Raw genomic sequence first — 24,930 nt, 5'->3', positions numbered from 1 at the left:
TGGGAATTAATCAAAATAAATTATGAAAAAATCACACTTATTGAAACAAACACTCGTAGTAATTGCTTTTATGGGTTGTACATTATTTGGACAAGCTCAAATGAAACAGACTGCAAGTGTTGAAGGTATCACGGAGTATATGATTGATAATGGACTAAAGGTCTTATTATTTCCTGATAATTCAGCGCAAACTATAACTGTTAATATTACCTACAAGGTAGGCTCAAGACACGAAGGATATGGTGAAAAAGGTATGGCGCATTTATTAGAACACATGGTGTTCAAAGGGACGCCAAACCATCCAAATATTCCTGAAGAACTAACATCCCATGGTGCTAGACCTAATGGAACAACTTGGTATGATCGTACCAATTATTTTGAAACCTTTAATGCAACTGATGAAAATTTGGAATGGGCCTTAGATTTAGAGTCTGACAGAATGATGAATTCTTTTATTGCAAATGAAGATTTACAATCTGAATTTTCTGTTGTTAGAAATGAATTTGAAAGTGGTGAAAACTCGCCTTCTAGCGTCTTGATGAAAAATGTCATTAGTGCTGCGTATTTATGGCATAATTACGGACAATCTACCATTGGAAATCGTTCCGACATTGAACGTGTACCCATTGAAAATTTGCAAGCATTTTACAAAAAATACTATCGCCCAGATAATGCTGTTTTGATGGTAACAGGAAAATTTGATACAGAAAAAACTCTGGCATTAATTGAGAACAAATTCGGCGGTTTGAAAAACCCAGAAATACCATTAAAAGATATTCCAACTATCGAACCGCCTCAAGATGGTGAGCGTCGCGTTGTATTGAGTCGCGTTGGTGATTTGCAAATTGCATCAGCATTGTATCACATTCCAGCAGGTTCACATGAGGATTATGCAGCCATGGCCATTGCTGAAGAGGTTTTGACCGATGAACCATCTGGCAGATTATACAAAGCTTTGGTTGATGAGAAAAAAGCATCTGGAATTTGGTCATTTTCACCATTTACCAAAGAACCTTCATTTCTGTATATCAATGTGAATGTGCCTTCGGATAAATCATTGAATGTTGCTGAAGAAACCTTATTAGGCGTTTTGGATGATATGTCTAAAAATCCAATTACGGATGCTGAATTAAGCCGTGCTAAAGCAAATCTGTTAAAACAAATTGATCAAATTTCTAGAAATTCATCATATCTGGGTACCTATATGAGTGAATTTATTGGAGCTGGAGACTGGCGTTTGTCATTCATCCATCGCGATAGAATAGAAGACATGACTTTAGAAAAAGTGAATGCTGCCGTACAACGTTATTTAATAAATACTAATAGAACAGTTGGATTATTTATGCCAACAAAAACACCTATTCGAGTAGCTATAGAGCATACCGAAGGTGTGACAGAATTGGTTACCAATTACAAAGGTAAAGAAGGCTTTGATGCTGGTGAGGCCTTTGATGTATCCTATGATAATATCCAAAACAGATTAGATACTGGAGTCATGCAAAAAACACCCATAGAATATGGGTTCATTAAAAAAGACAATAGAGGTAAAACCGTAACCTTGAGATTTACCATACGCAACGGTGAGGTTGACGATTTTATGAACAAAGGGAAAATAGCCAGTTATACAGGACGTATGCTGAATAAGGGAACAACCACCAAATCAAGACAGGATATTGAAGATGAATTGAGTGCTTTAAAGTCCTCGGTATCTGTAGGGAGCTCCAATGGAAGGATTAATGCCACAATCAATACCACAGAAGAAAATTTAATGGCAACATTAGATGTCATGACTGATTTACTAAAAAACCCTGTTTTTGATGAAACAGAATTAGAGAAATTAAAGACACAGGATTTAGCCAATTTGGAGCAAAATAAAACGGATCCGCAGTTTTTGGCTATTCGTGAGATGGGGCTGTTAAATCAACATTATCCTAAAGGTCATCCCAATTACAACATGACCATAGATGAGGAAATTGACGCCATAAAAGCTGTAACGGTAGCCGATTTAATGGCTTATCATGACGAGTTTTATGGTATATCAGATAATGCATCTGTAGTAGCGATAGGTAATATTGATGAAGCTAAACTGAAAAATTATTTTGAGACCCATTTCAGTGATTTTAAGAGCAATCATCCTTATGTGGCTATTCAAAATCCTTATCATGACAATACAACAGCTAATGAAAGCATTAAAACACCTGATAAGAAAAATGCCATATCTTTTGGAATGCTTGCTATGGAAGTGAGTAGGGAAGATGAAGATTATGCGGCTCTGCAAGTTGCAGGCGAAATTTTAGGAGGTGGCTTTTTGTCTTCTAGAATTGCTAATAGATTGCGTCAACAAGATGGTGTGAGTTATGGTGCTGGTGGTGCAGTAAATATTGACAATGATAGCAAGGATAACAATTCCTCTGCTTTCGTATATGCTATTTATGCACCCGAAAATGCAGCAAAGGTTCAGCAAGGTTTTGAGGAAGAAATAGCTAGATTCATTAAAGATGGCATTACTCAAGAAGAACTCAATACCACCATAAATGGTTGGGTAGAAGAGCAGAGTGTTTCTCGTGCCAAAGATGGTGAGTTAGCCGGTTTGATAGGAACAAATTTGTATTATGATCGTGATATGACATTCCAGAAGCAACTGGAGGAAAAAGTAAAAAGTTTGACGGTTGCTGATGTTAATGCTGCTATTAAAAAGTATTTCAAACCATTTGAAGAATGGACTGTAACCAATGCAGGCGATTTTGAAAAAATGGAAATAAAAAATGAAGATAAAAAGGTTGACTAGTTAAAATTGAAGCCTTTAACAACAACAAAGCCAACCTTTTTAAAGGTTGGCTTTTTATATGTTTTAAATTGTATTCTACAATGAAATCAATCAATCAAAATTTCTAAAATCTTAATCGCAGCATCACTAATTTTGGTTCCTGGCCCAAACACAGCAATCGCTCCAGCATCAAACAGAAACTGGTAATCTTGTTTGGGTATGACACCACCAACAATCACCATAATATCATCACGCCCATAAGCCTTAAGTGCTTCAATAACTTGTGGTACAAGCGTTTTGTGTCCTGCTGCTAATGAGGAAACTCCTAATATATGGACATCGTTTTCTACCGCTTGTTTGGCAGCTTCCTGTGGTGTTTGAAATAAAGGGCCAATATCTACATCAAAACCAACATCGGCATAACCTGTAGCCACGACTTTGGCACCTCGGTCATGACCATCCTGACCCATTTTGGCAATCATTATACGAGGTCGCCTACCATCTTGCTCGGCAAATTTATCGGCCAATTCTTTGGCTTTTTTAAACGATTCGTCGTCTTTAATTTCTTTACTATACACGCCTGAAAATGATTTAATCTGTGCTTTATAACGCCCAAAAGCAACCTCTAAAGCGTCACTTATTTCACCTAATGTGGCACGCTCTCTGGCAGCTTCAACAGCTAAAGCTAATAAATTTTCTTGTCCTGTTTGTGCGGCTTTGGTTAATTTCGATAAGGCATTACCAACTTTGTCAGCATTCCGCGATGCTTTAATGTTGTTTAGTCGCTCAATTTGTTGGTTGCGAACCGTTTGGTTGTCAACTTCTAAAGTAGCAATGGGATCTTCTTCCTCTAAACGGTATTTATTAACGCCAACGATAATGTCCTGACCTGAATCAATACGCGCCTGTTTACGTGCGGCAGCTTCCTCGATTCTGATTTTTGGAATACCGGCTTCAATGGCTTTGGTCATACCACCCAAATCTTCAATTTCCTGTATGAGTTCCCAGGCTTTTTGAGCAATATCATGCGTTAATTTTTCAACATAATAACTGCCTGCCCAAGGATCGACTGTTTTGGTTATATGAGTTTCTTCCTGTAAGTAAATTTGTGTATTTCTGGCAATACGAGCCGAAAAATCGGTTGGTAGGGCAATAGCCTCATCCAAGGCGTTGGTATGTAAACTTTGGGTCCCACCAAAGGCTGCAGCGGCAGCTTCAATGGTGGTTCTTGCCACATTATTAAAAGGATCTTGCTCGGTTAAACTCCAACCCGATGTTTGGCAATGGGTTCGCAATGTCAGTGATTTTTCATTTTTAGGATTGAATTGTTTTACCAGCTTGGCCCATAGCATCCGAGCAGCACGCATTTTGGCAATTTCCATGAAATGGTTCATACCTATTGCCCAGAAAAATGACAAGCGTGGTGCAAATGTATCAATGTCCATACCTGCATCCAGTCCTTTTCTGATGTACTCCAAACCATCAGCAAGGGTGTAGGCCAATTCAATATCACAGGTAGCACCAGCTTCTTGCATGTGATAACCCGAAATACTGATACTGTTGAATTTGGGCATATTCTGACTGGTATATTCAAAAATATCCGAAATAATTTTCATGGAAGGCGTTGGCGGATAAATATAGGTATTCCGAACCATAAATTCCTTGAGAATATCATTTTGGATGGTTCCAGCCAATTGCTCTGGTTTAACGCCTTGTTCTTCGGCAGCTACAATATAGAATGCCATAATAGGTAACACGGCACCGTTCATGGTCATGGAAACGGACATTTTATCCAATGGAATCTGATCGAATAGAATTTTCATATCCTCAACCGAATCGATTGCGACACCTGCTTTACCAACATCACCAACCACCCGTTCATGATCGGAATCATAGCCTCTGTGGGTTGCTAAATCGAATGCCACGGAGAGACCTTTTTGTCCTGCTGCTAAATTGCGTCTGTAAAAAGCGTTACTTTCTTCGGCCGTTGAGAAACCAGCATATTGCCTAATGGTCCAAGGTCTACGGACATACATGGTAGAGTAGGGACCACGCAAATTGGGCGCAATTCCTGCCACAAAATTTAGATGTTCAATGTCTTTTAAATCCGCTTTAGAATATGTGGACTGTACCGGAATATCCTCAGCAGTCATAAATAATGATCTGTCTGATTCCGATTGGGTTTTATTGGATTCTAATTTGATATGCTGAAGGTTTTTACGGGTCATGAATTTTATTTATTAGTCGTGGTTATGTCCTGCATGAGGATCATCAGCTGGTTTTTGTTGCATGGTTGGTTTACTTGGGGTGGTTTGTAATGTGGTTTCTTCAATAGCCGGTTTCTCGGTTACTTTAGTTGGATCAACCTTGAACAAGTTAGCATAATACATATCTAAAGCTATGTACATAGATAAATACCTATCTGAATTAGCATTTTTAATTTCTTTTTGAAGAGGCGCTCCAATTAAGTCCAGACGCATACTATTGGTTTCAACCAAAGCATTAAAAGTGGTAGCTAAACTTTGGTTTTTGAAATTACTACTCAAGCATTTGAAAATAGGCGCCTTATAATTAATGGTATTATCACTATTCCATAAGTTAGATTGTCCTTTCAAGGCTTCAAAAACTTTCATGGTGTGTGGTGATGCTACAGATTGAAAATCAACTCGATTACCTAGCAAGCTTCTGAAAAATGTTGAGTAGGCAACTCTTGGGTCATTATTTCGAGGGTTGAAGGCTTTGATGATATCTTCTTCAAAAGACAAAAGTGCCTCGTTGTAAAGTTTAGTGTCTACATCGGTGCAGTTTAAAACGTTTTCAGTATCGGTATACTTATAGTCAGTAAATGTGGCAGTTGATTTTTCGTTTTTACAACCATAAAATGATAGACATATTACAATAACGGTTAATTTTAATAATGTTTTCATTGTGTTTGTTTTTTTGATATTTATTCTGTTTTTAAACGTTCTTGTTCTAATTTTTCGGCCAACCTATAGCCAATTAGGGGTTCTATTAAGGTTTTTCTGATATCAGTTTTAATAAAAGGGTATAATTCCAATTCTCCATTCATTTTATCACTTGGATTCGGATGCTTATTGGTACCCAACAAGGTGATTTCACCATTGTTAAAGCTTTCTTGCTCTTTGGAGGCTTGCTCTTTTATTTTTCTTTGAATGGTTCCCTCTTTTAGCATCTTTAAAAAGCCACTGTTGGATTCAATATCTTTAAACAGATTTAGTCCTTTTTCGGCCAGAGTATTGGTTAGTTCTTCTATGTAATAAGCACCATCAGCCGGATTGGAAACTTTATCAAAGTAGCTTTCGTGTTTTAACACTAGTAATTGATTACGGGCAATGCGGTCGCCAAATTCATTATTTTTATGATAGATGGCATCGTAGGGTAAATTATCAATAATGTCGGCCTCACCCAATATAGCGCTCATGCATTCGGTTGTGGTTCGCAACATATTGGTATTGTAATCATAAATCGTTTTGTTGCGTTTTGTAGGCTGTGCAAAAATCAAACAGTCTGTATTGAAATCGAATTCTTGAGCTACAGTTTTGTATAACACCCTTAAGGCACGCAATTTGGCAATTTCAAAAAAATAATTTGACCCAATAGCTACCTGAAAAACCATTTGGATTGTAGACTTTTGGTTTTTGTCAATTTTCGCATCCAAGAAATTAAAATACTCGTTCAAGTGAGCCATACCATAAGCCAATTGTTGTACCATAGTGGCACCAGCATTTTGATATAACGCGGTATTGATACTTATGCTAGGAGCACTTTTTAGTATTGATGCCAATTGCTCATGATCAGTAGATAAATCCTGAAACCAATTACCAGTTTCACATAAATGGCCAATAATATCTGTTTCTAATTTTACTGATTCTTTGCCGAGTATTTTCTCAAATGACTTGACGTATTCACTATTTAAAAACAATAGTCGAATATAAATGGTTGTAGATTCCAAATCAATGTTCTTTAACAATTCTGATAATGAAATCTCTGTAGATGGAATAATGAATCGGATACTTTCAGCACCACGGTTTAGTGCTTCTAAAACTTTGGTGTTAGAAACATCTATGTGCTGAACATAAATAGTTTGACAAATTTTCCAATTTGAATTGGTTTTGGAATCCCGAAATAACGGCTCTTCAGCAAAATCAAGGTGGTAAAAAGGCTTGACATCAATGCCCTCGCTTGTTTTCCAAATGAGTGTATCGTTATAGTCAGCTCCTTTTAAATCAGCTTGTATTTTTTGTTTCCACTGTTTTGAGGAAACTTCGGGGAATTGATCAAATAGTGTTTTAGTCATTTTTGTCTTCTTTTGGAATGCTATCTTCATATTCTATGATGAAGATATCCTCATTATCTTTCTTCATATAGTATTTCTCTCTGGCCAATCGTTCAACACCTTCTTCATTGCTCAATTCTTTAATGGCTTTTTGGTCCTTTTCAATTTCTTTTTTATAATACTCTTTTTCGGCTTCCAATTCATCAATTTCAGTATTCAGTTCATGATGTATAAACCAGGAATTAGCATCAAAAAACAACATCCATATGGTGAATACAATGAATATCAATAGAAAAATATTTTTAAAGGGTTTTAAATATTTACTATTCAATTTTGCCATTATACTAAACGTTCGTTTATGATAGTTTTCACAATATCAATAGCAACCGTATTGTATTTATTGTTTGGAATAATAATATCGGCATATTCCTTCATCGGTTCAATAAATTGTTGATGCATGGGCTTTAGGGTGTTTTGGTAACGGTTTAGTACTTCGTCCAAATCTCTACCGCGTTCTGAAATATCCCGCTTTAAACGCCTTATCAACCGCTCGTCACTATCGGCATGCACAAAGATTTTGATATCAAACATATCACGCAATTCAGGATTGGTCAGTATGAGAATACCTTCAACAATCATGACTTTTCTCGGATGTGTTAAGACTGTATCGCCAGTTCGGTTGTGTTTTACAAATGAATATATGGGTTGTGGAATGGTATTTCCTTTTTTTAATTCTTTTAAGTGCGTTTCCAGCAATTCAAAATCAATGGATCTTGGATGGTCAAAATTGATTTTAACTCGCTCATCATAGCTCAAATGCGAGGTGTCCTTGTAATAAGAATCTTGTGATATAACGCCAACTTCGCCTTCAGGGAGTTGATTTAGAATTTGATTGACAACAGTAGTCTTGCCACAACCTGTTCCACCAGCAATACCAATTATTAACATTTATTAAATTTTTTCAATCACAAATTTAAGTATTTAGTACGGAATTGAAAGTTCTTTAGACTAATCCTTTTGTGTTTTTTTGGGAATAATTTTCACAATTCCAAGATTTTCAATTCCTACATAAATGTAACCGTCAGGACCAATTTTAACAGATCTAACCCGACCTAAATCATCTAGCAGGCGTTCTTCTTTAATGATTTTTTTATCTTTAAGAAAGCAATTGTTAAGATATTGAAATTTTAAAGAACCAATTAACAGATTACCTTTCCAATCTGGGTAAATATCGCTAGTGACAAAGGTCATTCCGCTTGGAGCGATTGAGGGATCCCAATAATGAATGGGAGACTCCATCCCTGGGGCTTCAGTTTTATCTGTAATTTTTGAACCGGAATAATTTTTTCCATATGTGACCTTTGGCCATCCATAATTTTTTCCTGATTTGATAATATTTATTTCATCACCACCTTTTGGTCCATGCTCATGAGACCAAATTTCTTTCGTTACGGGATGCATAGCCAATCCTTGAGGGTTTCTATGACCAAATGAATAAATAGCTTTTTTTGCCCCAGGAGTTTTATAAAACGGATTATCTGAAGGAATACGACCATCATCATAAAGTCTGTAAATCTTTCCGCCATCACGATAAATGTCTTGTGGATTGACCTCACGTTGCCCACGTTCTCCAATTGAAAAATAAATATATCCATCATTGTCAAAGACTATTCGCGATCCAAAATGCTGACCCGCTTGAGTGTTTGGTGTGGCTTTATACAATAGTTGGTATTCTACAAATTGCTTATTTAGTAGTTTACCTCTGATTAAAGCTGTGTGGCTACCTTTGCCCTTGCCTTCTGATGAAGATAAAGTCAAATAGATCCAACCCGTTTTTGTGTAGTTGGGATGTAATGCTATATCCATTAAGCCTCCTTGTCCATTGACATAAGTTTGGGGTACATTACTGATTTCCTCACGATTGCCCTCCTTATAATGTATCAGTCTGCCATCTTTTTCCGTAACTAAAATAGATTGATCAGGTAAAAACACAAAACCCCAGGGAATTCTTAAATCAGGAACCACCACCTCGTACGAATAATTTTGGTTAATTGCCTTGTCAATTTGCGCACAAGTAAAAACATTAGATACCAAAATAAATAGAATGACTAGGTATTGATAATTCATAATTATTTGAGTTAGGTCTAAATTTAAAAATTATTATTGCAAGATTTTAAGTAAAAGCTATATATTTGCAGTCCTAAAATGATAGCCAAGTTTCGGGGTGTAGCGTAGCCCGGTTATCGCGCCGCGTTTGGGACGCGGAGGTCGCAGGTTCGAATCCTGCCACCCCGACAAAATCCAATCAAGAAATTGATTGGATTTTTTTATTTAAACTTGATTAAGTGTTAAGGTTTCCTTAATCTTTTAGGATTCTTCCAATTATATTCATTAAGCCATTTTATAAACACTAGCTTTGCTTCAAATTTTAATATTATAATTATGAGTCATGTAAAAGTTAATGATACTGTAAAAGTTCATTACACAGGAAAATTAAGTAGTGGTCAAGTTTTTGACAGTTCGGTTGATAAAGAACCACTGGAATTTACTCTTGGAATGGGTATGCTGATTCCTGGTTTTGAGAAGGCGGTATTAGATATGAAGGTAAACGACAAAAAAACTGTGGTGATTTCTAAAGAGGACGCTTATGGAGAAGTTCAGAAAGAATTGTTTCATGAAGTTAAGAACGAGGAATTACCACAAGATATAAAACCAGAAGTTGGTATGGGGCTATCATCTAGAAATGCTGATGGAACAGAACATAAGTTTCGCATTGCGGCGGTCAATGATGATCATATCATTGTTGATGGCAACCATCCTTTAGCGGGTCAAGACTTAACTTTTGAATTGGAATTATTGGAAATCAAATAATTACCCTTTAAATAAGCGCTATAAAGCTTGGGTTCGCTCAAGCTTTTTTTGTTAAAGTATTTTTAAAAATTACCATTTTTAATAAATTAATGCTATACTATATTCATGAAAAACAATAGTTTAAATCTTTGTATTTCAAATCTAATAGTTATCTTATAATTAGATTATAGGGCTTGATTTCAATTCAAGCACTTATTTCACTTCAAATTATTTATTAACATTAAAACATTATATCATGGGAAAAGAGAGTAGTACATTATTGGGAATTTTGGCAGGAACAGCAATTGGTGCAACGTTAGGCATTTTGTTTGCTCCCGATAAGGGTTCTAAAACTAGACAGCGCATTGCTGATGAAGCTGCAGCTGCAAGAGATAAAATGACCGAAAGCGCACATCAAGTAAGAGACAAGGTTGCTAATACGGTGGCAAGCAAAAAAGAAACTTTAGATGAACAAATTGAATCTATTGTATCTGACGCCAGTCACAAAGCTGATGACATTATTACCAGCCTTGAAAAGAAACTCGAGGAGTTAAAGGCCAAGAATAAAAAATATCAAAAATCCTAACATAATATAATATGTTTGAATCTATAAACGAATCGTCTGCAAAAATGGCAGATGCTGGGGAAACCTATATAAAAAAATCCCAAGAGTATTATAAACTCAAAGTTTTTCAACAAATTTCAGTATCCGTTAGTTTGGTTGCTAAAGTTCTATTGATTGGAGGTCTTTTATTTGTTGGCTTATTCTTTATGGCATTAGCTGCCGCTATGGCTTTGGGTGAGTGGTTGGGTGATTTAGCACTAGGCTACATTATAGTTGCTGGTGTATTTTTGTTGGCAACCGTCATTATCTTTTTTAAAAGGGAGGTCGTTAACAAAATGGTCATTAAAAGTTTATCGTCTAAATTTTTTGATTCGTAAGTTATGAAGCAATATCAATCATTTAAGGACATAGAAACAGATTTAAAGCGACTCAAATTAGAACGCGATATCGCTTTTGAGGAGATGAAACTTATTAAAACAGAATTTAAAGAAAACTTGAAACCAGTTAATTGGATTGGATCTACCTTAAGTACCATAGGGAAATATGGTATTTGGACCTTAATAAAAAGGTTTATTAGGAAGTAAATGGTGTGAAAAGTTCAGCATTTGAGACATTATATTTTCTAATGGTATCATAGTAACTGTTGATAACTTATATGTAAGGATTTATTCAAAAATTCTACTTTTGTTACAGTAAAAAAAGTAATGAAATTATGTCTGAAACAATAGAAAAAGTAAAGTGTTTAATAATAGGTTCTGGACCCGCTGGATATACAGCAGCTATTTATGCGGCTAGAGCCAATATGAAACCTGTTTTATATCAAGGTTCTCAACCCGGAGGACAATTAACAACCACTAATGAAGTTGAAAATTTTCCTGGCTACCCTGAAGGTATCACTGGACCGGAAATGATGATTGAGCTTCAAAAACAAGCGGAACGTTTTGAAACCGATGTTCGCGATGGTTGGATTACCAAAGTCGATTTTTCAGGTGATATTCATAAAGTTTGGGTTAACGATACTAAAGAAATTCACTGTAATACGGTTATAATCTCAACAGGTGCATCAGCCAAATATTTAGGACTCGATTCAGAACAGAAGTACTTAAAATTAGGTGGTGGTGTTTCTGCTTGCGCTGTATGTGATGGTTTTTTCTATAGAAATCAAGAGGTGGTTATTGTAGGTGCTGGCGACTCGGCTTGCGAAGAGGCGCATTATCTATCTAAATTATGTAAAAAGGTCACTATGTTGGTAAGACGTGATGAGTTTAGAGCTTCTAAAATCATGGCAGCCAGAGTGAAGAATACAGAAAATATAGAAATTCTGTACAATACAGAAACAGAAGAGGTTTTAGGTGACGGCCAAGTGGTTACGGGTGTTCGTGTGTTTAACAACCAAACTAATGAAAAACATGACATTCCAGCTACGGGATTCTTTGTAGCTATTGGACACAAACCCAATACCGATATTTTTAAAGATTATTTAAATTTAGATGAAACAGGCTATATCATTAATAAACCAGGCACAGCCAAAACCAATGTTGAAGGTGTATTTGTGTCAGGAGATGCTGCAGACCATGTTTATAGACAAGCTGTAACAGCTGCTGGTACGGGTTGTATGGCAGCATTGGATGCAGAGCGATATTTAGCCGCTAAAGATGCTACTTTTGAAGTAAGTACTTCGACTTACAATTAAATAACTACAAGTCATTTATTTATTATTTAAAATCCGGTTTTACCGGATTTTCTTTTTTTATAGCAATTTATATTTTTTGGGATTATTGTGTTATATGACAATAATCATGTTTTAGGTTTTTTATATCCCCGAAATTTGTATCATAAATTTAATTGTAAAGGGTATGAGAACAATTGAACTAAATGGGGTGTTAATTATCACCATCCTACTGGTAATCTTCGCAAGTCACAATCTATTAGCTCAACAGTTCAATCTTAACAATTCTAAATCAACTATGTCAATTTTTGGGACATCCAGTTTACATGATTGGGAGGAAGTTATTGAGGAGCAATCAGGAAGTATTCAATTATCTACTGAAGGAGAAATGGCTATTGTTAATTTAAATGTAAGTGTTGTTGCTGAAAGCATTAAAAGTGATAAGCCAGCAATGGACAAAAACACTTATAAGGCCTTAAAAACAGATACGTATAAGTCCATTACATTTAAAATGACCGATTTTAAAAATATGACGGATTTAGGTAATTCTGAATATCAAGTAACAGTCTCTGGTAAATTGAGTATCTCGGGTGTTACTAAAATAGTCGATTTGACTTTCAAAATGAAGACAACAACTAATGCCGTTACTTTAGAAGGTGAGAAATCTTTAAACATGAAAGATTACGGAATTGAGCCACCAAAAGCCTTGTTTGGGACAATTACAACCGGTGAAAAAGTAACAATAAAATTTAAATCAATATTAACTAATTAATAATCAATCTTTAAAACTTTAAATATTATGAAAACGATCTTTAAAAAATCAATAATTTTATCGCTCATGTTAATAGGGGTGAGTTTATTTGCCCAAAATAGGGATCTAGATAATTGGAGACCTGCAGACCAAAGAGGTGTCAATGTGTTTGAAGCACCAAAAGATACGGTATCAACTTTTGAAAAAGTTAAAGTAAGAGTAGGTGGTCAATCTACCTTGCAATTTCAAGCCTTAGACCATGAAAATGGTGTGGCACCAGCTGATCAAACAGAAACCAACACATTACAAGAAATAGGTTATAACTTTAATTTGGCTACTGCTAATTTAGATTTAGATGTCGCTTTAGCTAAAGGTTTAAGAATGCACTTAAGAACCTATTTATCTTCTCGACACCACCCAGAACCTTATGTAAAAGGGGGTTATTTTCAAATAGATAATCTAGATTTTATCAAAGAAGGGTTTTTAAGCGACCTAATGAAGTACACCACTGTTAAAGTAGGACATATGGAAAACAACTATGGTGATGCCCATTTTAGAAGAACGGACAATGCCCAATCAATCTATAACCCATTTGTTGGTAACTTAATTATGGATGCCTTTACCACAGAAGTTGGAGCTGAAGTTTATTACCAAAGAAATGGATTTATTGGAATGATTGGATTCTCTAATGGTAAGTTAAATCAAGATGTTCTGAAGGATGCTAATGGTAAAACAGGTGGTGCTGCATTCCTAGCAAAAATAGGATATGACAAGCAATTAACGGATGATTTTAGATTCAGATTAACAGGCTCTGTATACACTACAGGATATGTTGCAGGTAATTACCTTTACACAGCTGATAGAGCAGGATCTAGATATTATTCTGTTTTGTCCCCAGAAAAATATTATGATTGGAGAACACAGTCTTTACAAAATACTTCAGCTACAAATACATTTAGAACAGGACGTTTTGACCCTGGATACAGTAACAGAATTACTGCTGTAATGTTTAATCCGTTTGTGAAATATGGTGGTTTGGAATTCTTTGGAACTGTAGAACTTTCTCAAGGTAGATCAGATTCTGAAGACAATAATAATGATGGTCTTAATAATAAAGACGATAATCGAAGCACTACACAATTGGCTGGAGAAGTGATTTATCGTTTCGGAGCATCTGAAGACTTCTATCTGGGTGCTCGCTATAATACTGTAAAATCAGAACAATCTTTTGGTGATGCAGATATTAACAGATTCCAATTGTCAGCTGGTTATTTCTTGACCAAAAATGTTTTAGCAAAACTGGAGTATGTAAATCAACAATATGACGGTTATCCATCAAATAACGTTCTATACGAAGGTAAATTCAATGGCTTAATGATTGAAGCAGCAATTAGCTTCTAACCTAAATTATATCACATTCAAACATGTCTTATGAACAGATTTCCAATTTTAATTTGTATCATAAGGCATGTTTTTTTTAAATTATAACGGTAAATAGACTTTTAGTAATGAAAAGGATATTATTATTTATATCGTTTATCGCTTTTACTGCATTTACTTCAACTTATTTTGATTTTAAAGAGTCTTTGGAAATTGTAGTAAAGGAAGACAGTGAAGTATCAATTTCTGGAACCAGCAACATAAATTCATTTAATTGTTGCTATAATATTTCTAAATTAGAATCTCCTGTTCCTGTTTATTTTGAGTTTAGAGAGAAAAACATGTATTTTCAATCTACCGTTTTAGAGTTGGAAAGTGATTGTTTTGATTGTGGCCATAATGCTATAAATAAAGACTTTAATAAACTCTTAAAAACGCAAGTATATCCTAAAATAAAATTAAAGCTTTTAGCCATTGAAAGGAATTCTGAACAGAATAATACGTTTAATGCAAAAGTTGAAATTTATATAGCTGATGTCGTTAATTGCTTTGTCTTTCCAGTAAAGGTTTCTAAAGAAGAAGACATGCGTTTTATTGGCGATATCTCATTAGATTTGAGAGATTACAAACTAGAAGCTCCTAAAAAGATGATGGGATTAATTACTGTAAACCCTAATGTTAATGTAAATTTTAACCTCCATCTAAAAGAAATTTAAAAACGTTTGATTGATAATAGGAAAACCATCACGTACTCTCCAAAGAGTTTGTGATGGTTTTTTTTTGGTTGGTTGTTTTAAGTTTATTGTTGGCTAATCCCTCCGGAAACACCTTCAGATTTTTCTACACGTTCAGGATTTCCATAATAAGTCACATCACCACCACTATTGGCTTTAGCTATCAGTTCTTTTGAAGTATTAACAGAAATACTCGCGCCACTCGAAGCTTTAACCCGTGACTTTTCAGCTAGCAAATCACCAGCATCTATGTCGCTGCCACTGGATGCATCGGCATTAAAACTCATAACTTTTCCAGTAAGTTCTATATCACTACCACTGGTTGCACTACAAACAAGCGTTTGGGCATTGATGTCCAATTCTGCATCGCTACCACTACTTAAATCCAATTCTAAAATTTCATTGGTTAAAGTATTGGTGGTATATACGTCACTTCCACTTGATGCTTTAAGTTTGCTAATAGATTTATAATTCACATGTACTTTTTTAGCGGATGATGAGCTAATGTTCTCTTCGGCTTTAATTTTCAAAACACCATTATCAACGATAACGGTAATGATGTCTTGTAAGTTACTGTCTGCCTCTACAGTTACTGATTCCGTGTTACTTTGGGTTAAGTAAACATCCAAGCCACGACTCACTTGAATCTCATTAAAACTGTCATTGGTTTGTCGTGTTTCGGTAACCACATTACCATTACCAGATACACCCATCCATCCTGAACCAAATTCACAGGAGAACAGAAGTAATGATAGGATAATGGATACAATAATTTTTGTTAAAGTTGTCATGATTAGGATTGTTTTTTGATTGATTGATTGATTTTAAAATTGTTTATTCGTTTTCGGAAGTTATTTCAATACCGTTTTCGTCAATATTGACTTTGACGTCTTCGCCATTGGCTTTGACACCATCTTTATTGACTTCAAGATTGGAATCATTGGTTTTAATTTCCAAACCATTCTCGTCCAGTCTTACATGGGTTCTGTCGTTACCAACATCAACTTTTACTTTGTAATCTCCTGGACAGTCCATACATTCCACGCCATCATCGATGATTCTTAAATAGTGTTCTTCCATACCGTTGTCTAAAATATCATTGTAATAGCTGGAGTTTCTATGGAAACTATAGGTATTGTCATCAGCATACAACACAGAACCTTCCGGTAAGTACAGTATGACTTCAACTTCTTGGTCACTAAATTTATTTTCAATTTTAGTTGTTAAATAACCATCTAAAAAGAGCTCGTTTCCAACTAATTTATAGTTGTAATTGATGTTGTTGGCTCGCTTTTTTGCAATTTGATAATCACTACCTTCTGCATTTTTTTCAATGCTAATAGACGCCAAACTATCTGTAGTTGACCTCACAATTAAACGTATGTCAGAAGAATATATGATTTTATCATCATTTTCATCGCGTAATAACCTGTAGGAACTACCATGTCTGTAAACATCTTTTCTATAGTTATCATTACCAACCATTTTAATGTTTAAGGTGTCATTGGCTCTAATATTTATGACTTCTTTGTTTGTGACACTCGCATCAAATGCATGTTCACTAGCTTCCCTGATACCTATAACGGCCAAGGTTATGATGGATACCAACCAAACACCAAACAAGGTAAATTTGGCAATGTTTCCAATGGATTTTAGGTTGTTTATTAGAATTTTCAAACCTAAATAGAATACAAAGAAAAATGGTATGCCAACGGCAAAGAACGTTAATAACGATATAAGCCAAACAGGTGTATTGGTAGCATTGGCCGCATCAAAGAAATCAAATCCTGGTACATGTATAATGTCTGAAGCGCCTAATGTGAATAGTCCAATAAGAAGCCCTATTAAAGCTGATGCTCCAGTTATGATTAAAATAATTCCAATAAATTTGGCCAGAACTTTAAAGAAGAACATAAAAATATCACCAATAGCATCAAAAAAAGATTGCGATCCAGATTTTATTTTATTGCCCTGCTTTTTTAAGTCGACATTTTTGGCAGCTCCTGATACCGAATCTGAAACATTTTTTGCTGCTCCCGTAACAGATTCAGTGACGTTTTTTGCTGCATCAGATACACTGCCTAAACCGTCTTTAATTTTTTTTTCGATGTTACTGATGTTGACGGGTTCACCCTTCATCATCAGCTTATCGGCTGTGGTCACGGCTTCAGGTACTAAAATCCAAAGTAAAATATACAGAAAAACACCTGTTCCTCCACCAAAAATTAGTACTATCCAGGCTAGGCGAATCCAAATGGCATCCACGCCAAAATAGTGTCCTAAACCAGCTGAAACACCACCTATATAGGAGTTCTCGGTATCTCTAAATAGTTTTTTGGAAGGTCCTGATGGTTTTTGGTATGCAGATTTTGGTTCGTCTTCAAATATTTCGTCGTCTACCAAATAATCTTCTGGTTGCCCCATAATGGCAATAACCTCGTCTACTTCCTTATTTCCAATAACTTGCTTTTCGTGCTTCACGCGCTCACTAAATAATTCTGCAATGCGCGCTTCGATATCCGAAATAATTTCCGAACGACCTTGAGAGTCTGTAAATGAACGTTTTATAGCCTCAAGATAGCGTTGTAATTTTAAGTATGCATCTTCATCAATATGGAAGAATATACCTGCTAAATTTATGTTGACTGTTTTATTCATTATTTTTTAGTTTTTTGTCTGGTTACTATATTCACTGCATTTTGTAATTCGTCCCAAGTTGTATTTAATTCTTTTAAAAACAACTTGCCGGTTTCTGTTAGGCCATAATATTTTCTTGGCGGTCCAGAGGTTGATTCTTCCCAACGATAGTTAAGAAGCCCTGCGTTTTTTAGCCTTGTAAGTAATGGGTAAATAGTACCTTCTACTACAAGTAACTTGGCGTCCTTTAGCGTATCTAATATTTCGGCAACATAAGCGTCATCATCTTTTAGTACCGAAAGAATGCAATACTCTAAAACACCCTTACGCATTTGTGCTTTTGTGTTTTCTATCTTCATATTCTAAAGCGTTTTAAATTTTTTAAACTGTTCATTTTTTGATTGATGTGATTGATGATTTTTATTTTAAAAATGGTATGGTCAAAGGGTAATGAAATAGTTCACCATCTTTGGCAGCAAGACCAGCCTTGACAATGAAAACCATTTCCAGTAAAAAGGCTATTACTGCTAAAAATCCAAGTCCGCCAGTTATATATAAAAGCGGAGAGGGCTTGGTAATATTTATGCGAATACTGTCAAAAGCATGAAAATCCAAAAACTCAATGCCTTCAAAAAAATTGAAAAGAAAAAAAGGAATGGTTATCATACCTAAAATAAGGGCATAAAGTAAAATGCTCATCTGAAAATTGATGATTTGCTTACCATGCGTATCAATGAATTCAGATTTATCCTTATTGGCTATCCATAATATAATAGGTCCTAAAAAATTTCCAAACGGAATAAAGAACCTACTAAATGATGATAGGTGTATAAATGTGGCGATATTTTTTTGATGTTGATCTACCATTTTTAAAAGTATATAATAGTTTCTTATGCAAATATATATCTAAAAGAAGGTAATATGCAATACAAAGTACTTAAATTTAACATAATATTAACAAATTGCATTGTCGAATATTTTCAATATTTTTAGAAAATAATAGACATCAAATGAAGCTAACACCTCGGAAAATTAACCTGTTTAACCTGTTTAAACTACCTGCCGCCTATTTTACAGGTGTTCGGGTTACTGACATTGATGACAACTCGTGTACGGTTTCAGTAAAACACCGATGGATCAATCAAAATCCCTTTAATTCCATGTTTTGGGCAGTTCAGGGTATAGCGGCCGAGTTGACAACAGGAGCCTTGGTTTTAGGAAAAATAAAGAGTAGTGGTAAAGATATTTCTATGTTGGTTTTAAATAATAATGCCACATTTACCAAGAAGGCTACGGGACGTATTAAGTTTATTTGTAAAGATGGTGCTAAAATAGATCAAGCCATTAAGCACACTATAGAAACTGGTGAGGGCCAAACCATTTGGATGCAATCAGTTGGAATCAATAAAGATGGAGTTGAGGTGTCCACTTTTAATTTTGAATGGACTTTAAAGTTGAAAAGCTAATTTATGATGTAACAAATTAGTAGAACTTGAAACTAATCAATATATCAATCAATAAAAATTAATATAATGAATGCACACGAAATAGACTACCATATATATGGTGAAGAAATGCAATATGTAGAAATTGAGTTAGATCCCCAAGAAGGTGTTGTGGCAGAAGCCGGAAGCTTTATGATGATGGACGATGGTATTAAAATGGAAACCATATTTGGAGATGGTTCTACTAAAAATAAAGGATTTTTAGGATCTATCCTGGGTGCTGGAAAGCGCATACTGACTGGCGAAAGTTTGTTTATGACCGCTTTTTATAATGACTTATTTGGTAAGCGCAAGGTGAGTTTTGCATCACCTTATCCAGGGAAAATCGTACCCATTGATCTCACTGCATATCGAGGAAAGTTTATTTGCCAAAAAGATGCTTTTTTATGTGCAGCGAAAGGCGTGAGTGTGGGCATTGAGTTTAGTAAGCGTTTAGGTAGAGGGTTGTTTGGAGGTGAAGGTTTTATCATGCAGAAACTGGAAGGTGATGGTATGGCCTTTGTGCATGCAGGTGGCACTTTGGCAAGACGCGAATTGCAAGCAGGTGAAACGTTACGTGTTGATACTGGTTGCATAGTTGGATTTACGCAAGATGTAGACTATGATATTGAGTTTATTGGCGGTATTAAAAACACCATATTTGGTGGTGAAGGCTTGTTCTTTGCAAAATTACAAGGACCTGGAACGGTTTATATTCAGTCTCTACCATTTAGTCGTTTGGCAGGACGTGTCTTGGCATCTGCTCCCAGAGGCGGTGGCAAAGATAAAGGAGAAGGCAGTATATTAGGTGGTTTGGGCGATTTATTGGATGGCGATAACCGGTTTTAAAAAATGAACATTTTTGTTAACAGTCCATTTACCTTTGAAGTGCAAATGAATACAGATGGTTTTTTAATTTTGGGAATTAATATTAGTATCTGAAATCTGTTAAAATTTTCTTTAGGTTGAATTTTGAATGTATTTTTTTTGTACATTTAATGGGATTAATAAAACCGTTCGCCTATAAAACAACTATACCTTTTTAACCAAAAACCTTAAGATTAATGGCAAGAGCAATGTTTGAGTACACCAAAACAGTACTTAAAAAAGTCAGTTTTGATGCTACGTTGTTTTGCAAAGAAGTACAAAAAGCACTTCAAAGATTACTTCCTTATGAAATTGAGGAACTCAAAATCTTTATCGAGTCATTAGTACGGCAAAACCCCGAATTAAATCAATGTCTAATTTATTTAAAACCATAGAAAAAAAAGCGACCAATTGGTCGCTTTTTTTTATTTGGGTAGTGGACTGATAATTTGAACATTTTCGAAGGCTATAGCGCCTCGTATGATTCCCGATATAACGCTTTGAAGGGCTTCTATGATTTGCATTTTCAATTCACTTTTATGATAGATAATGCTTACTTCTCTAGCGGGAGCAGGCTCAACAAAGTAGTGTAAGTTTTGTTTTTCTTTATCGTTCAAGTTTAAGGTATGCAAGTAGGGTAATAGTGTCATGCCTAATCCCTCATCCGAAAGCTTAATAAGGGTCTCTATACTGCCACTTTCTAATTGGAATGGATCGTCTGTATGGTCTTTGAAAGCTTTGCATAGATTGATAACACCATCTCTAAAACAATGGCCATCTTCAAGGAGGAGCATATCATCAATCTCTAAATCGGATATTTGAATTTTTCCTGACTGATGTAATCTGTGATGATTGGGTATATAACCAACAAAAGGTTCATAATACAAGACACGTTCTTTGATGTTGTCATTTCCAAGAGGCGTCGATACTATGGCCGCATCTAAATGACCATCGTTTATTCGAGAAATGATTTCTTCAGTGGTTAACTCCTCAATTTTGAGTTTAATTTTTGGATACTTCTTGATAAAAGATTTTAAAAACATGGGAAGCAATGTAGGCATCACTGTTGGTATAATGCCAATTTTAAACTCACCTCCAATAAATCCTTTTTGTTGATCAACTATATCCTGAATTCTATACGATTCATTGACAATGTTCTTTGCTTGGGTTACTATTTTCCTGCCAACATCTGTTAATTCTATAGGTTTCTTACTTCTATCAAAAATTTGAACATCCAATTCATCTTCTAGTTTTTGAATTTGCATACTCAAGGTTGGCTGTGTAACAAAGCATTTTTCGGCTGCTTTTGTGAAATTTTGGTGCTCTGCAACTGCCAGAACATAATATAATTGTGTAATGGTCATATATATCAATTTAGGTTATAAAAATATAAAAACTATCAATAAAATTTATGGAAACACTAGTTAATTATAAATTAAATTTGTGGTATTAATTTAAAACAACAAGAATGAAACTGAATAGTATTGGTCTGGATGACCTAAAAACAAAACATATTGCTCAAGACCTCAATCAATTATTGGCTAATTTTCAAATTTATTATCAGAATTTGCGAGGAATCCATTGGAACATTAAAGGTAAACGTTTTTTTGATTTGCATGTTAAGTTTGAAGAACTCTATAATGATGCCAACATGAAAGTAGATGCTATCGCAGAACGCGTTTTAACTTTGGGAACAACGCCACTGCATACCTTTGACGATTACATTGATGCAGCTAAAGTACCTGTTGGTAAAAATATTTCAGAAGATGAAAAGGCTGTCCGACTTATTGTAAGCTCTTTGACAGAATTATTGAAAATTGAGCGAAACATTCTTGATAAATCAGGTGATGCCAATGATGAAGGTACCAATTCCATGATGAGTGATTTTATTACAGAACAAGAAAAAACGGTTTGGATGATGAAAGCGTGGTTAGGAGAAACTGTATAGTTTTTTTAATAAATAGCAAAAAGGGCATAATATAAGTTATGCCCTTTTTTATATTTAAATTTCATTAAAAGCGAATAACGATTTCTTTGCTTTCGGTTAATTCAAATTGGGCATCAGCAAAGGTTGGTGGTCCATAAAGCATCGGGTTGTTGGACATGCCATAGGATTCTTTGGGCATTCCATTGGCCTCAAAATCCATACGGTCATTATCATTTTCATCATGTAAAACCATAATGGCATAATTGCCAGGAGCTACATTTTCAAACGTTACCGACACTTGGCCATCAGTAACTTTGGATTTAGCGTTTAAAATTCCTTTTCCTTTCATAAAGGTGTCTGCTGTATGCAAGCCAATCAGAACATGACCGTTGTCATTTAAGGGATTAGCAACCTTAACAGTTACAGAAAAAGTTTCAGTTTGTTCTTGAGAATAACCAAATATGGAGGTTACTACTAGGGCAATAATTAGTGCGATGGTTTTCATATCATAAAATGTTTTAGTTAATACGGTGTAAAAGTCTTATGATATTGGGATAAAAAATAAATTCTCTGACCGAACTGTAAAAATATCAGTACGAATTGTAGAAAGGCAATCATTCAGGATGATTCAAAGCCTGTGAATCACTAAATCAACCCTCGTGCTTTAATTTCAAGATATTTGTTGATGGTATTTATAGTCAGGTCTTCTGGAGGAGTCAAGATGCTCTGAATGCCATGTTTTTGAAGTTCATTGACAATAAGCTTCTTTTCATAAACAAATTTTTCAGCAATGGTTTTTTCAAAAATATCGTATGTGCTATCGGATTCTTTTAAAGTCAATTTTTCCAATTCGGTATTTTCAAAGAAAATAACCACAAGCACATGATTTTTGGCAATAGCCTGTAAATAGGAGAGTTGTCTGTGTAGGGCATCTAATGTTTCAAAATTGGTGTAAAGCAAAAGCAGACTTCTTTGCGTGAGATTTCTTTTAATGTCAATATATAATCTCGAAAAATCAGATTCTGAAAAATCGGTATTTAAGTTGTATAAGGTCTCCAGAATTTGATTCATTTGCGATGGTCTTCTTTCGGCCACAACTTTGTTTTCGACTTTTCTGGAAAACGAGAACATACCGGCTTTATCTTGCTTTTTAAGTGCCACATTACTGATTACCAAGGTGGCATTAATGGCATAATCCAATAAACTCAATCCATCAAATGGCATTTTCATGGAACGACCTTTATCAATTACCGAATAAATAGGTTGCGAGCGCTCGTCTTGAAATTGGTTCACCATCAACTGATTGCGTTTGGCCGTGGCTTTCCAATTGATATTCCGTATGTCATCACCAGGTACATAATCCTTAATTTGCTCAAATTCCATGGTGTGGCCAATACGTCTGATTTTTTTCAAGCCAAATTCAAATATCTTGTTTGAAAAGGCTATCAGCATATACTTTTTTAGCTGTAGAAAAGACGGATAATTTGGCACCATGGCATTCTGTCCAAATTGATAACGTCGCGATATCAAACCAATTGGGGAAGTCGTATAAATATTTAAATGACCAAAATGGTACTCACCGCGTTCCAAAGGCCTCAATGTATAGGTGATTTTCTTTTCGGCACCTTTTTTAATATGGGTATTGATTTGAAAATCCCGTTTTTGATACTGAAAAGGCAGTTCGTCTATGAGATTCAGCGCGACATTAAATGGATGTTTATTCAGGATTTTAATGTCAATGGGGTTCTCGTCACCATTACTCAATTTTTCAGGTAAAACTCGGGTGGCTTCAATGCCTTTTAGCTTAAATAGTAATATGCTATCAACCAATGTGATGGCTACAAATACAACAAATAAGGTTTTACTGATTATCAATAAACCAGGAAATTGAAAGGCCATTATGAATAAAAAAGCCAATACAATCAGTCCGATAAAAAACCGAAATTCTAAATAAATATTTTTAAACAGGCGCTTCAATTATCTCGGTATTTCGATAGTCTCAAGAATTTGGTCGACCACTTTATCTACTGTAAAGGCTTCCATTTCGCGCTCTGGAGTTAACACCAAACGATGTTTTAAAACAGCTTTTGTACAGCGCTTAATATCATCAGGAGTTACAAAATCTCGTCCATGAATGGCCGCATTGGCTTTAGCCGCATTTAAAATGGCGATAGAAGCTCTGGGTGATGCTCCTAAATACAAATTGGCATTGGCACGCGTATTATTGATTATCGAAGCGATATAGTGCAGCAAATGATCTTCAACTAATACCTGCTTAATTAAATTTTGGTATTGGGTTATGTCTCTCGCAGTTAAGACAGCATTGATCGTATCAAAATCTAATTTGTCCTCACGTTTATGATTATCCATCAAAATTTTCACTTCTTCATCCAGACTAGGATAATCAACATTAATTTTAAATAAAAAGCGGTCTAATTGTGCTTCAGGCAAACGATAGGTGCCTTCTTGCTCAATAGGATTTTGAGTTGCAAAAACTAAAAAAGGTGCTTCCATAACAAATTGATTGTTGTCAATAGTTATTTGGCGTTCCGCCATGACTTCAAACAACGCTGCCTGGGTTTTTGCAGGAGCTCGGTTTATCTCATCAATAAGCACAATATTAGAAAAAATCGGTCCTTTTTTATATTCAAAATCATTGGTCTTCACATTAAAAATAGATGTCCCTAAAATGTCACTGGGCATCAAATCTGGTGTAAACTGAATTCTACTGAAATCCACATTTAAAGTTTTGGCCAAAAGCTTGGCAGTAACCGTTTTGGCAACTCCAGGCACACCTTCAATAAGCGTGTGACCGTTTGATAGGATTGAAATTATGAGCAATTCAATCATATCATCTTGTCCGATAATAATTTTTCCTATTTCAGCTTTTATTTTTTCAACATGCTCTTGGAGCGGTTGCAAATTAATTCGGCTGGTAAAATGGGAGTTTTCAGTTTCCGGTTGGGTATTTTCAAATGCTTCTTGATGTTCTTCCATGTGAC

Annotated in this window: 27 protein-coding genes and 1 tRNA gene; 14 read left to right on the top strand and 14 right to left on the bottom strand. The window is 35.2% G+C overall.

From position 1 onward, the window contains the following. The first annotated feature begins 22 nt into the window (after positions 1-22). Positions 23-2,788, top strand: coding sequence for a M16 family metallopeptidase (locus C1T31_RS12965; RefSeq protein WP_103052941.1), 2,766 nt, complete (start codon positions 23-25; stop codon positions 2,786-2,788). 86 nt (positions 2,789-2,874) lie between these two features. On the opposite strand, the gene scpA is transcribed toward C1T31_RS12965, so the two are convergent. From scpA to C1T31_RS12935, 6 genes are read right to left on the bottom strand one after another with little or no spacing between them, the layout of a single operon-like run. Further along, positions 2,875-4,995: a methylmalonyl-CoA mutase gene (gene scpA, locus C1T31_RS12960; protein ID WP_103052940.1), complete on the bottom strand. Its 2,121-nt coding sequence runs from the start codon at positions 4,993-4,995 to the stop codon at positions 2,875-2,877. 12 nt (positions 4,996-5,007) lie between these two features. Next, positions 5,008-5,694 (bottom strand): hypothetical protein, encoded by a 687-nt coding sequence (locus C1T31_RS12955; protein ID WP_103052939.1) that lies wholly within the window; start codon positions 5,692-5,694, stop codon positions 5,008-5,010. Between the two features lie 20 nt (positions 5,695-5,714). Beyond that, on the bottom strand, positions 5,715-7,085 hold the full coding sequence (locus C1T31_RS12950) for a methylmalonyl-CoA mutase subunit beta (protein WP_103052938.1): 1,371 nt from the start codon (positions 7,083-7,085) through the stop codon (positions 5,715-5,717). After that, positions 7,078-7,404, bottom strand: a complete 327-nt coding sequence (locus tag C1T31_RS12945) for an FtsB family cell division protein (RefSeq protein ID WP_103052937.1) — start codon at positions 7,402-7,404, stop codon at positions 7,078-7,080. Before C1T31_RS12945 ends, C1T31_RS12950 begins: the two co-directional genes overlap by 8 nt. Continuing rightward, positions 7,404-8,012 (bottom strand): uridine kinase, encoded by a 609-nt coding sequence (gene udk / locus C1T31_RS12940; RefSeq protein WP_103052936.1) that lies wholly within the window; start codon positions 8,010-8,012, stop codon positions 7,404-7,406. The genes C1T31_RS12945 and udk overlap by 1 nt, the downstream gene beginning before the upstream one ends. Before the next feature lie 60 nt (positions 8,013-8,072). Next, a complete protein-coding gene (locus C1T31_RS12935) occupies positions 8,073-9,191 on the bottom strand; it encodes a PQQ-dependent sugar dehydrogenase (protein WP_103052935.1) in 1,119 nt (372 codons plus the stop codon). A 93-nt stretch (positions 9,192-9,284) separates the two neighbouring features. On the opposite strand from C1T31_RS12935, the gene C1T31_RS12930 reads away from it, so the two are divergent. From C1T31_RS12930 to C1T31_RS12890, 9 genes are all read left to right on the top strand, one after another. Beyond that, positions 9,285-9,359 (top strand) — tRNA-Pro (locus C1T31_RS12930). A 147-nt stretch (positions 9,360-9,506) separates the two neighbouring features. Continuing rightward, complete coding sequence (locus tag C1T31_RS12925) at positions 9,507-9,935, top strand: FKBP-type peptidyl-prolyl cis-trans isomerase (protein WP_103052934.1); 429 nt, start codon at positions 9,507-9,509, stop codon at positions 9,933-9,935. Positions 9,936-10,170: 235 nt separating this feature from the next. Continuing rightward, positions 10,171-10,500: a YtxH domain-containing protein gene (locus C1T31_RS12920; RefSeq protein ID WP_103052933.1), complete on the top strand. Its 330-nt coding sequence runs from the start codon at positions 10,171-10,173 to the stop codon at positions 10,498-10,500. 11 nt (positions 10,501-10,511) lie between these two features. Further along, entirely contained in the window at positions 10,512-10,856 is a 345-nt protein-coding gene (locus tag C1T31_RS12915; RefSeq protein ID WP_103052932.1) for a hypothetical protein, read from the top strand. A gap of 3 nt (positions 10,857-10,859) precedes the next feature. Then, complete coding sequence (locus tag C1T31_RS12910) at positions 10,860-11,063, top strand: DUF6327 family protein (RefSeq protein ID WP_103052931.1); 204 nt, start codon at positions 10,860-10,862, stop codon at positions 11,061-11,063. A 128-nt stretch (positions 11,064-11,191) separates the two neighbouring features. Then, entirely contained in the window at positions 11,192-12,172 is a 981-nt protein-coding gene (gene trxB / locus C1T31_RS12905) for a thioredoxin-disulfide reductase (protein WP_103052930.1), read from the top strand. A 163-nt stretch (positions 12,173-12,335) separates the two neighbouring features. Further along, the gene (locus tag C1T31_RS12900) at positions 12,336-12,920 is read left to right on the top strand and encodes a YceI family protein (RefSeq protein ID WP_103052929.1); all 585 of its coding nucleotides are present in this window, start codon (positions 12,336-12,338) and stop codon (positions 12,918-12,920) included. A 27-nt stretch (positions 12,921-12,947) separates the two neighbouring features. Next, positions 12,948-14,300 carry a hypothetical protein gene (locus C1T31_RS12895; RefSeq protein WP_103052928.1) on the top strand — a complete coding sequence of 451 codons (1,353 nt, stop codon included), beginning with the start codon at positions 12,948-12,950 and terminating at the stop codon, positions 14,298-14,300. Between the two features lie 107 nt (positions 14,301-14,407). Further along, positions 14,408-14,995, top strand: coding sequence for a hypothetical protein (locus C1T31_RS12890; RefSeq protein ID WP_103052927.1), 588 nt, complete (start codon positions 14,408-14,410; stop codon positions 14,993-14,995). Between the two features lie 83 nt (positions 14,996-15,078). On the opposite strand, the gene C1T31_RS12885 is transcribed toward C1T31_RS12890, so the two are convergent. The 4 genes from C1T31_RS12885 to C1T31_RS12870 form a co-directional block, all read right to left on the bottom strand. Then, on the bottom strand, positions 15,079-15,804 hold the full coding sequence (locus tag C1T31_RS12885; RefSeq protein WP_103052926.1) for a head GIN domain-containing protein: 726 nt from the start codon (positions 15,802-15,804) through the stop codon (positions 15,079-15,081). Positions 15,805-15,847: 43 nt separating this feature from the next. Continuing rightward, positions 15,848-17,671, bottom strand: coding sequence for a PspC domain-containing protein (locus C1T31_RS12880; RefSeq protein ID WP_103052925.1), 1,824 nt, complete (start codon positions 17,669-17,671; stop codon positions 15,848-15,850). After that, the gene (locus C1T31_RS12875; protein ID WP_103052924.1) at positions 17,671-18,009 is read right to left on the bottom strand and encodes a PadR family transcriptional regulator; all 339 of its coding nucleotides are present in this window, start codon (positions 18,007-18,009) and stop codon (positions 17,671-17,673) included. Before C1T31_RS12875 ends, C1T31_RS12880 begins: the two co-directional genes overlap by 1 nt. A 61-nt stretch (positions 18,010-18,070) precedes the next feature. After that, positions 18,071-18,517: a DUF4870 domain-containing protein gene (locus C1T31_RS12870; protein WP_103052923.1), complete on the bottom strand. Its 447-nt coding sequence runs from the start codon at positions 18,515-18,517 to the stop codon at positions 18,071-18,073. Positions 18,518-18,660: 143 nt separating this feature from the next. Between C1T31_RS12870 and C1T31_RS12865 the strand changes: the two genes are divergently transcribed. From C1T31_RS12865 to C1T31_RS12855, 3 genes are all read left to right on the top strand, one after another. After that, on the top strand, positions 18,661-19,116 hold the full coding sequence (locus C1T31_RS12865) for a DUF4442 domain-containing protein (protein WP_103052922.1): 456 nt from the start codon (positions 18,661-18,663) through the stop codon (positions 19,114-19,116). A gap of 66 nt (positions 19,117-19,182) precedes the next feature. Then, on the top strand, positions 19,183-19,983 hold the full coding sequence (locus tag C1T31_RS12860; RefSeq protein ID WP_103052921.1) for a TIGR00266 family protein: 801 nt from the start codon (positions 19,183-19,185) through the stop codon (positions 19,981-19,983). 215 nt (positions 19,984-20,198) lie between these two features. After that, positions 20,199-20,396 carry a hypothetical protein gene (locus C1T31_RS12855; RefSeq protein ID WP_103052920.1) on the top strand — a complete coding sequence of 66 codons (198 nt, stop codon included), beginning with the start codon at positions 20,199-20,201 and terminating at the stop codon, positions 20,394-20,396. 30 nt (positions 20,397-20,426) lie between these two features. On the opposite strand, the gene C1T31_RS12850 is transcribed toward C1T31_RS12855, so the two are convergent. Further along, a complete protein-coding gene (locus C1T31_RS12850; RefSeq protein ID WP_103052919.1) occupies positions 20,427-21,365 on the bottom strand; it encodes a LysR substrate-binding domain-containing protein in 939 nt (312 codons plus the stop codon). A gap of 104 nt (positions 21,366-21,469) precedes the next feature. Between C1T31_RS12850 and C1T31_RS12845 the strand changes: the two genes are divergently transcribed. Then, positions 21,470-21,949: a Dps family protein gene (locus tag C1T31_RS12845; protein ID WP_103052918.1), complete on the top strand. Its 480-nt coding sequence runs from the start codon at positions 21,470-21,472 to the stop codon at positions 21,947-21,949. 64 nt (positions 21,950-22,013) lie between these two features. Here C1T31_RS12845 and C1T31_RS12840 read toward each other — a convergent pair whose 3' ends face one another. The 3 genes from C1T31_RS12840 to C1T31_RS12830 form a co-directional block, all read right to left on the bottom strand. Then, positions 22,014-22,433 carry a DUF2141 domain-containing protein gene (locus C1T31_RS12840; protein WP_103052917.1) on the bottom strand — a complete coding sequence of 140 codons (420 nt, stop codon included), beginning with the start codon at positions 22,431-22,433 and terminating at the stop codon, positions 22,014-22,016. A 140-nt stretch (positions 22,434-22,573) separates the two neighbouring features. Beyond that, on the bottom strand, positions 22,574-23,905 hold the full coding sequence (locus C1T31_RS12835; protein ID WP_103052916.1) for a DUF58 domain-containing protein: 1,332 nt from the start codon (positions 23,903-23,905) through the stop codon (positions 22,574-22,576). Beyond that, positions 23,906-24,925, bottom strand: a complete 1,020-nt coding sequence (locus C1T31_RS12830; RefSeq protein WP_103052915.1) for an AAA family ATPase — start codon at positions 24,923-24,925, stop codon at positions 23,906-23,908. Positions 24,926-24,930: the final 5 nt, after the last annotated feature.

Origin of the sequence: Hanstruepera neustonica (genome assembly GCF_002895005.1) — a bacterium.
Taxonomy (GTDB): domain Bacteria; phylum Bacteroidota; class Bacteroidia; order Flavobacteriales; family Flavobacteriaceae; genus Hanstruepera; species Hanstruepera neustonica.
The sequence above is the reverse complement of the archived record's forward strand: the minus strand, read 5'-3'. Positions and strand labels throughout refer to the sequence as shown.

What these genes read in the sequence shown, in the direction of transcription:
- C1T31_RS12965 (WP_103052941.1), top strand. Translation starts at nt 23, where the DNA reads ATGAAAAAATCACACTTATTGAAACAAACACTCGTAGTAATTGCTTTT.
- scpA (WP_103052940.1), bottom strand. Translation starts at nt 4,995, where the DNA reads ATGACCCGTAAAAACCTTCAGCATATCAAATTAGAATCCAATAAAACC.
- C1T31_RS12955 (WP_103052939.1), bottom strand. Translation starts at nt 5,694, where the DNA reads ATGAAAACATTATTAAAATTAACCGTTATTGTAATATGTCTATCATTT.
- C1T31_RS12950 (WP_103052938.1), bottom strand. Translation starts at nt 7,085, where the DNA reads ATGACTAAAACACTATTTGATCAATTCCCCGAAGTTTCCTCAAAACAG.
- C1T31_RS12945 (WP_103052937.1), bottom strand. Translation starts at nt 7,404, where the DNA reads ATGGCAAAATTGAATAGTAAATATTTAAAACCCTTTAAAAATATTTTT.
- udk (WP_103052936.1), bottom strand. Translation starts at nt 8,012, where the DNA reads ATGTTAATAATTGGTATTGCTGGTGGAACAGGTTGTGGCAAGACTACT.
- C1T31_RS12935 (WP_103052935.1), bottom strand. Translation starts at nt 9,191, where the DNA reads ATGAATTATCAATACCTAGTCATTCTATTTATTTTGGTATCTAATGTT.
- C1T31_RS12925 (WP_103052934.1), top strand. Translation starts at nt 9,507, where the DNA reads ATGAGTCATGTAAAAGTTAATGATACTGTAAAAGTTCATTACACAGGA.
- C1T31_RS12920 (WP_103052933.1), top strand. Translation starts at nt 10,171, where the DNA reads ATGGGAAAAGAGAGTAGTACATTATTGGGAATTTTGGCAGGAACAGCA.
- C1T31_RS12915 (WP_103052932.1), top strand. Translation starts at nt 10,512, where the DNA reads ATGTTTGAATCTATAAACGAATCGTCTGCAAAAATGGCAGATGCTGGG.
- C1T31_RS12910 (WP_103052931.1), top strand. Translation starts at nt 10,860, where the DNA reads ATGAAGCAATATCAATCATTTAAGGACATAGAAACAGATTTAAAGCGA.
- trxB (WP_103052930.1), top strand. Translation starts at nt 11,192, where the DNA reads ATGTCTGAAACAATAGAAAAAGTAAAGTGTTTAATAATAGGTTCTGGA.
- C1T31_RS12900 (WP_103052929.1), top strand. Translation starts at nt 12,336, where the DNA reads ATGAGAACAATTGAACTAAATGGGGTGTTAATTATCACCATCCTACTG.
- C1T31_RS12895 (WP_103052928.1), top strand. Translation starts at nt 12,948, where the DNA reads ATGAAAACGATCTTTAAAAAATCAATAATTTTATCGCTCATGTTAATA.
- C1T31_RS12890 (WP_103052927.1), top strand. Translation starts at nt 14,408, where the DNA reads ATGAAAAGGATATTATTATTTATATCGTTTATCGCTTTTACTGCATTT.
- C1T31_RS12885 (WP_103052926.1), bottom strand. Translation starts at nt 15,804, where the DNA reads ATGACAACTTTAACAAAAATTATTGTATCCATTATCCTATCATTACTT.
- C1T31_RS12880 (WP_103052925.1), bottom strand. Translation starts at nt 17,671, where the DNA reads ATGAATAAAACAGTCAACATAAATTTAGCAGGTATATTCTTCCATATT.
- C1T31_RS12875 (WP_103052924.1), bottom strand. Translation starts at nt 18,009, where the DNA reads ATGAAGATAGAAAACACAAAAGCACAAATGCGTAAGGGTGTTTTAGAG.
- C1T31_RS12870 (WP_103052923.1), bottom strand. Translation starts at nt 18,517, where the DNA reads ATGGTAGATCAACATCAAAAAAATATCGCCACATTTATACACCTATCA.
- C1T31_RS12865 (WP_103052922.1), top strand. Translation starts at nt 18,661, where the DNA reads ATGAAGCTAACACCTCGGAAAATTAACCTGTTTAACCTGTTTAAACTA.
- C1T31_RS12860 (WP_103052921.1), top strand. Translation starts at nt 19,183, where the DNA reads ATGAATGCACACGAAATAGACTACCATATATATGGTGAAGAAATGCAA.
- C1T31_RS12855 (WP_103052920.1), top strand. Translation starts at nt 20,199, where the DNA reads ATGGCAAGAGCAATGTTTGAGTACACCAAAACAGTACTTAAAAAAGTC.
- C1T31_RS12850 (WP_103052919.1), bottom strand. Translation starts at nt 21,365, where the DNA reads ATGACCATTACACAATTATATTATGTTCTGGCAGTTGCAGAGCACCAA.
- C1T31_RS12845 (WP_103052918.1), top strand. Translation starts at nt 21,470, where the DNA reads ATGAAACTGAATAGTATTGGTCTGGATGACCTAAAAACAAAACATATT.
- C1T31_RS12840 (WP_103052917.1), bottom strand. Translation starts at nt 22,433, where the DNA reads ATGAAAACCATCGCACTAATTATTGCCCTAGTAGTAACCTCCATATTT.
- C1T31_RS12830 (WP_103052915.1), bottom strand. Translation starts at nt 24,925, where the DNA reads ATGGAAGAACATCAAGAAGCATTTGAAAATACCCAACCGGAAACTGAA.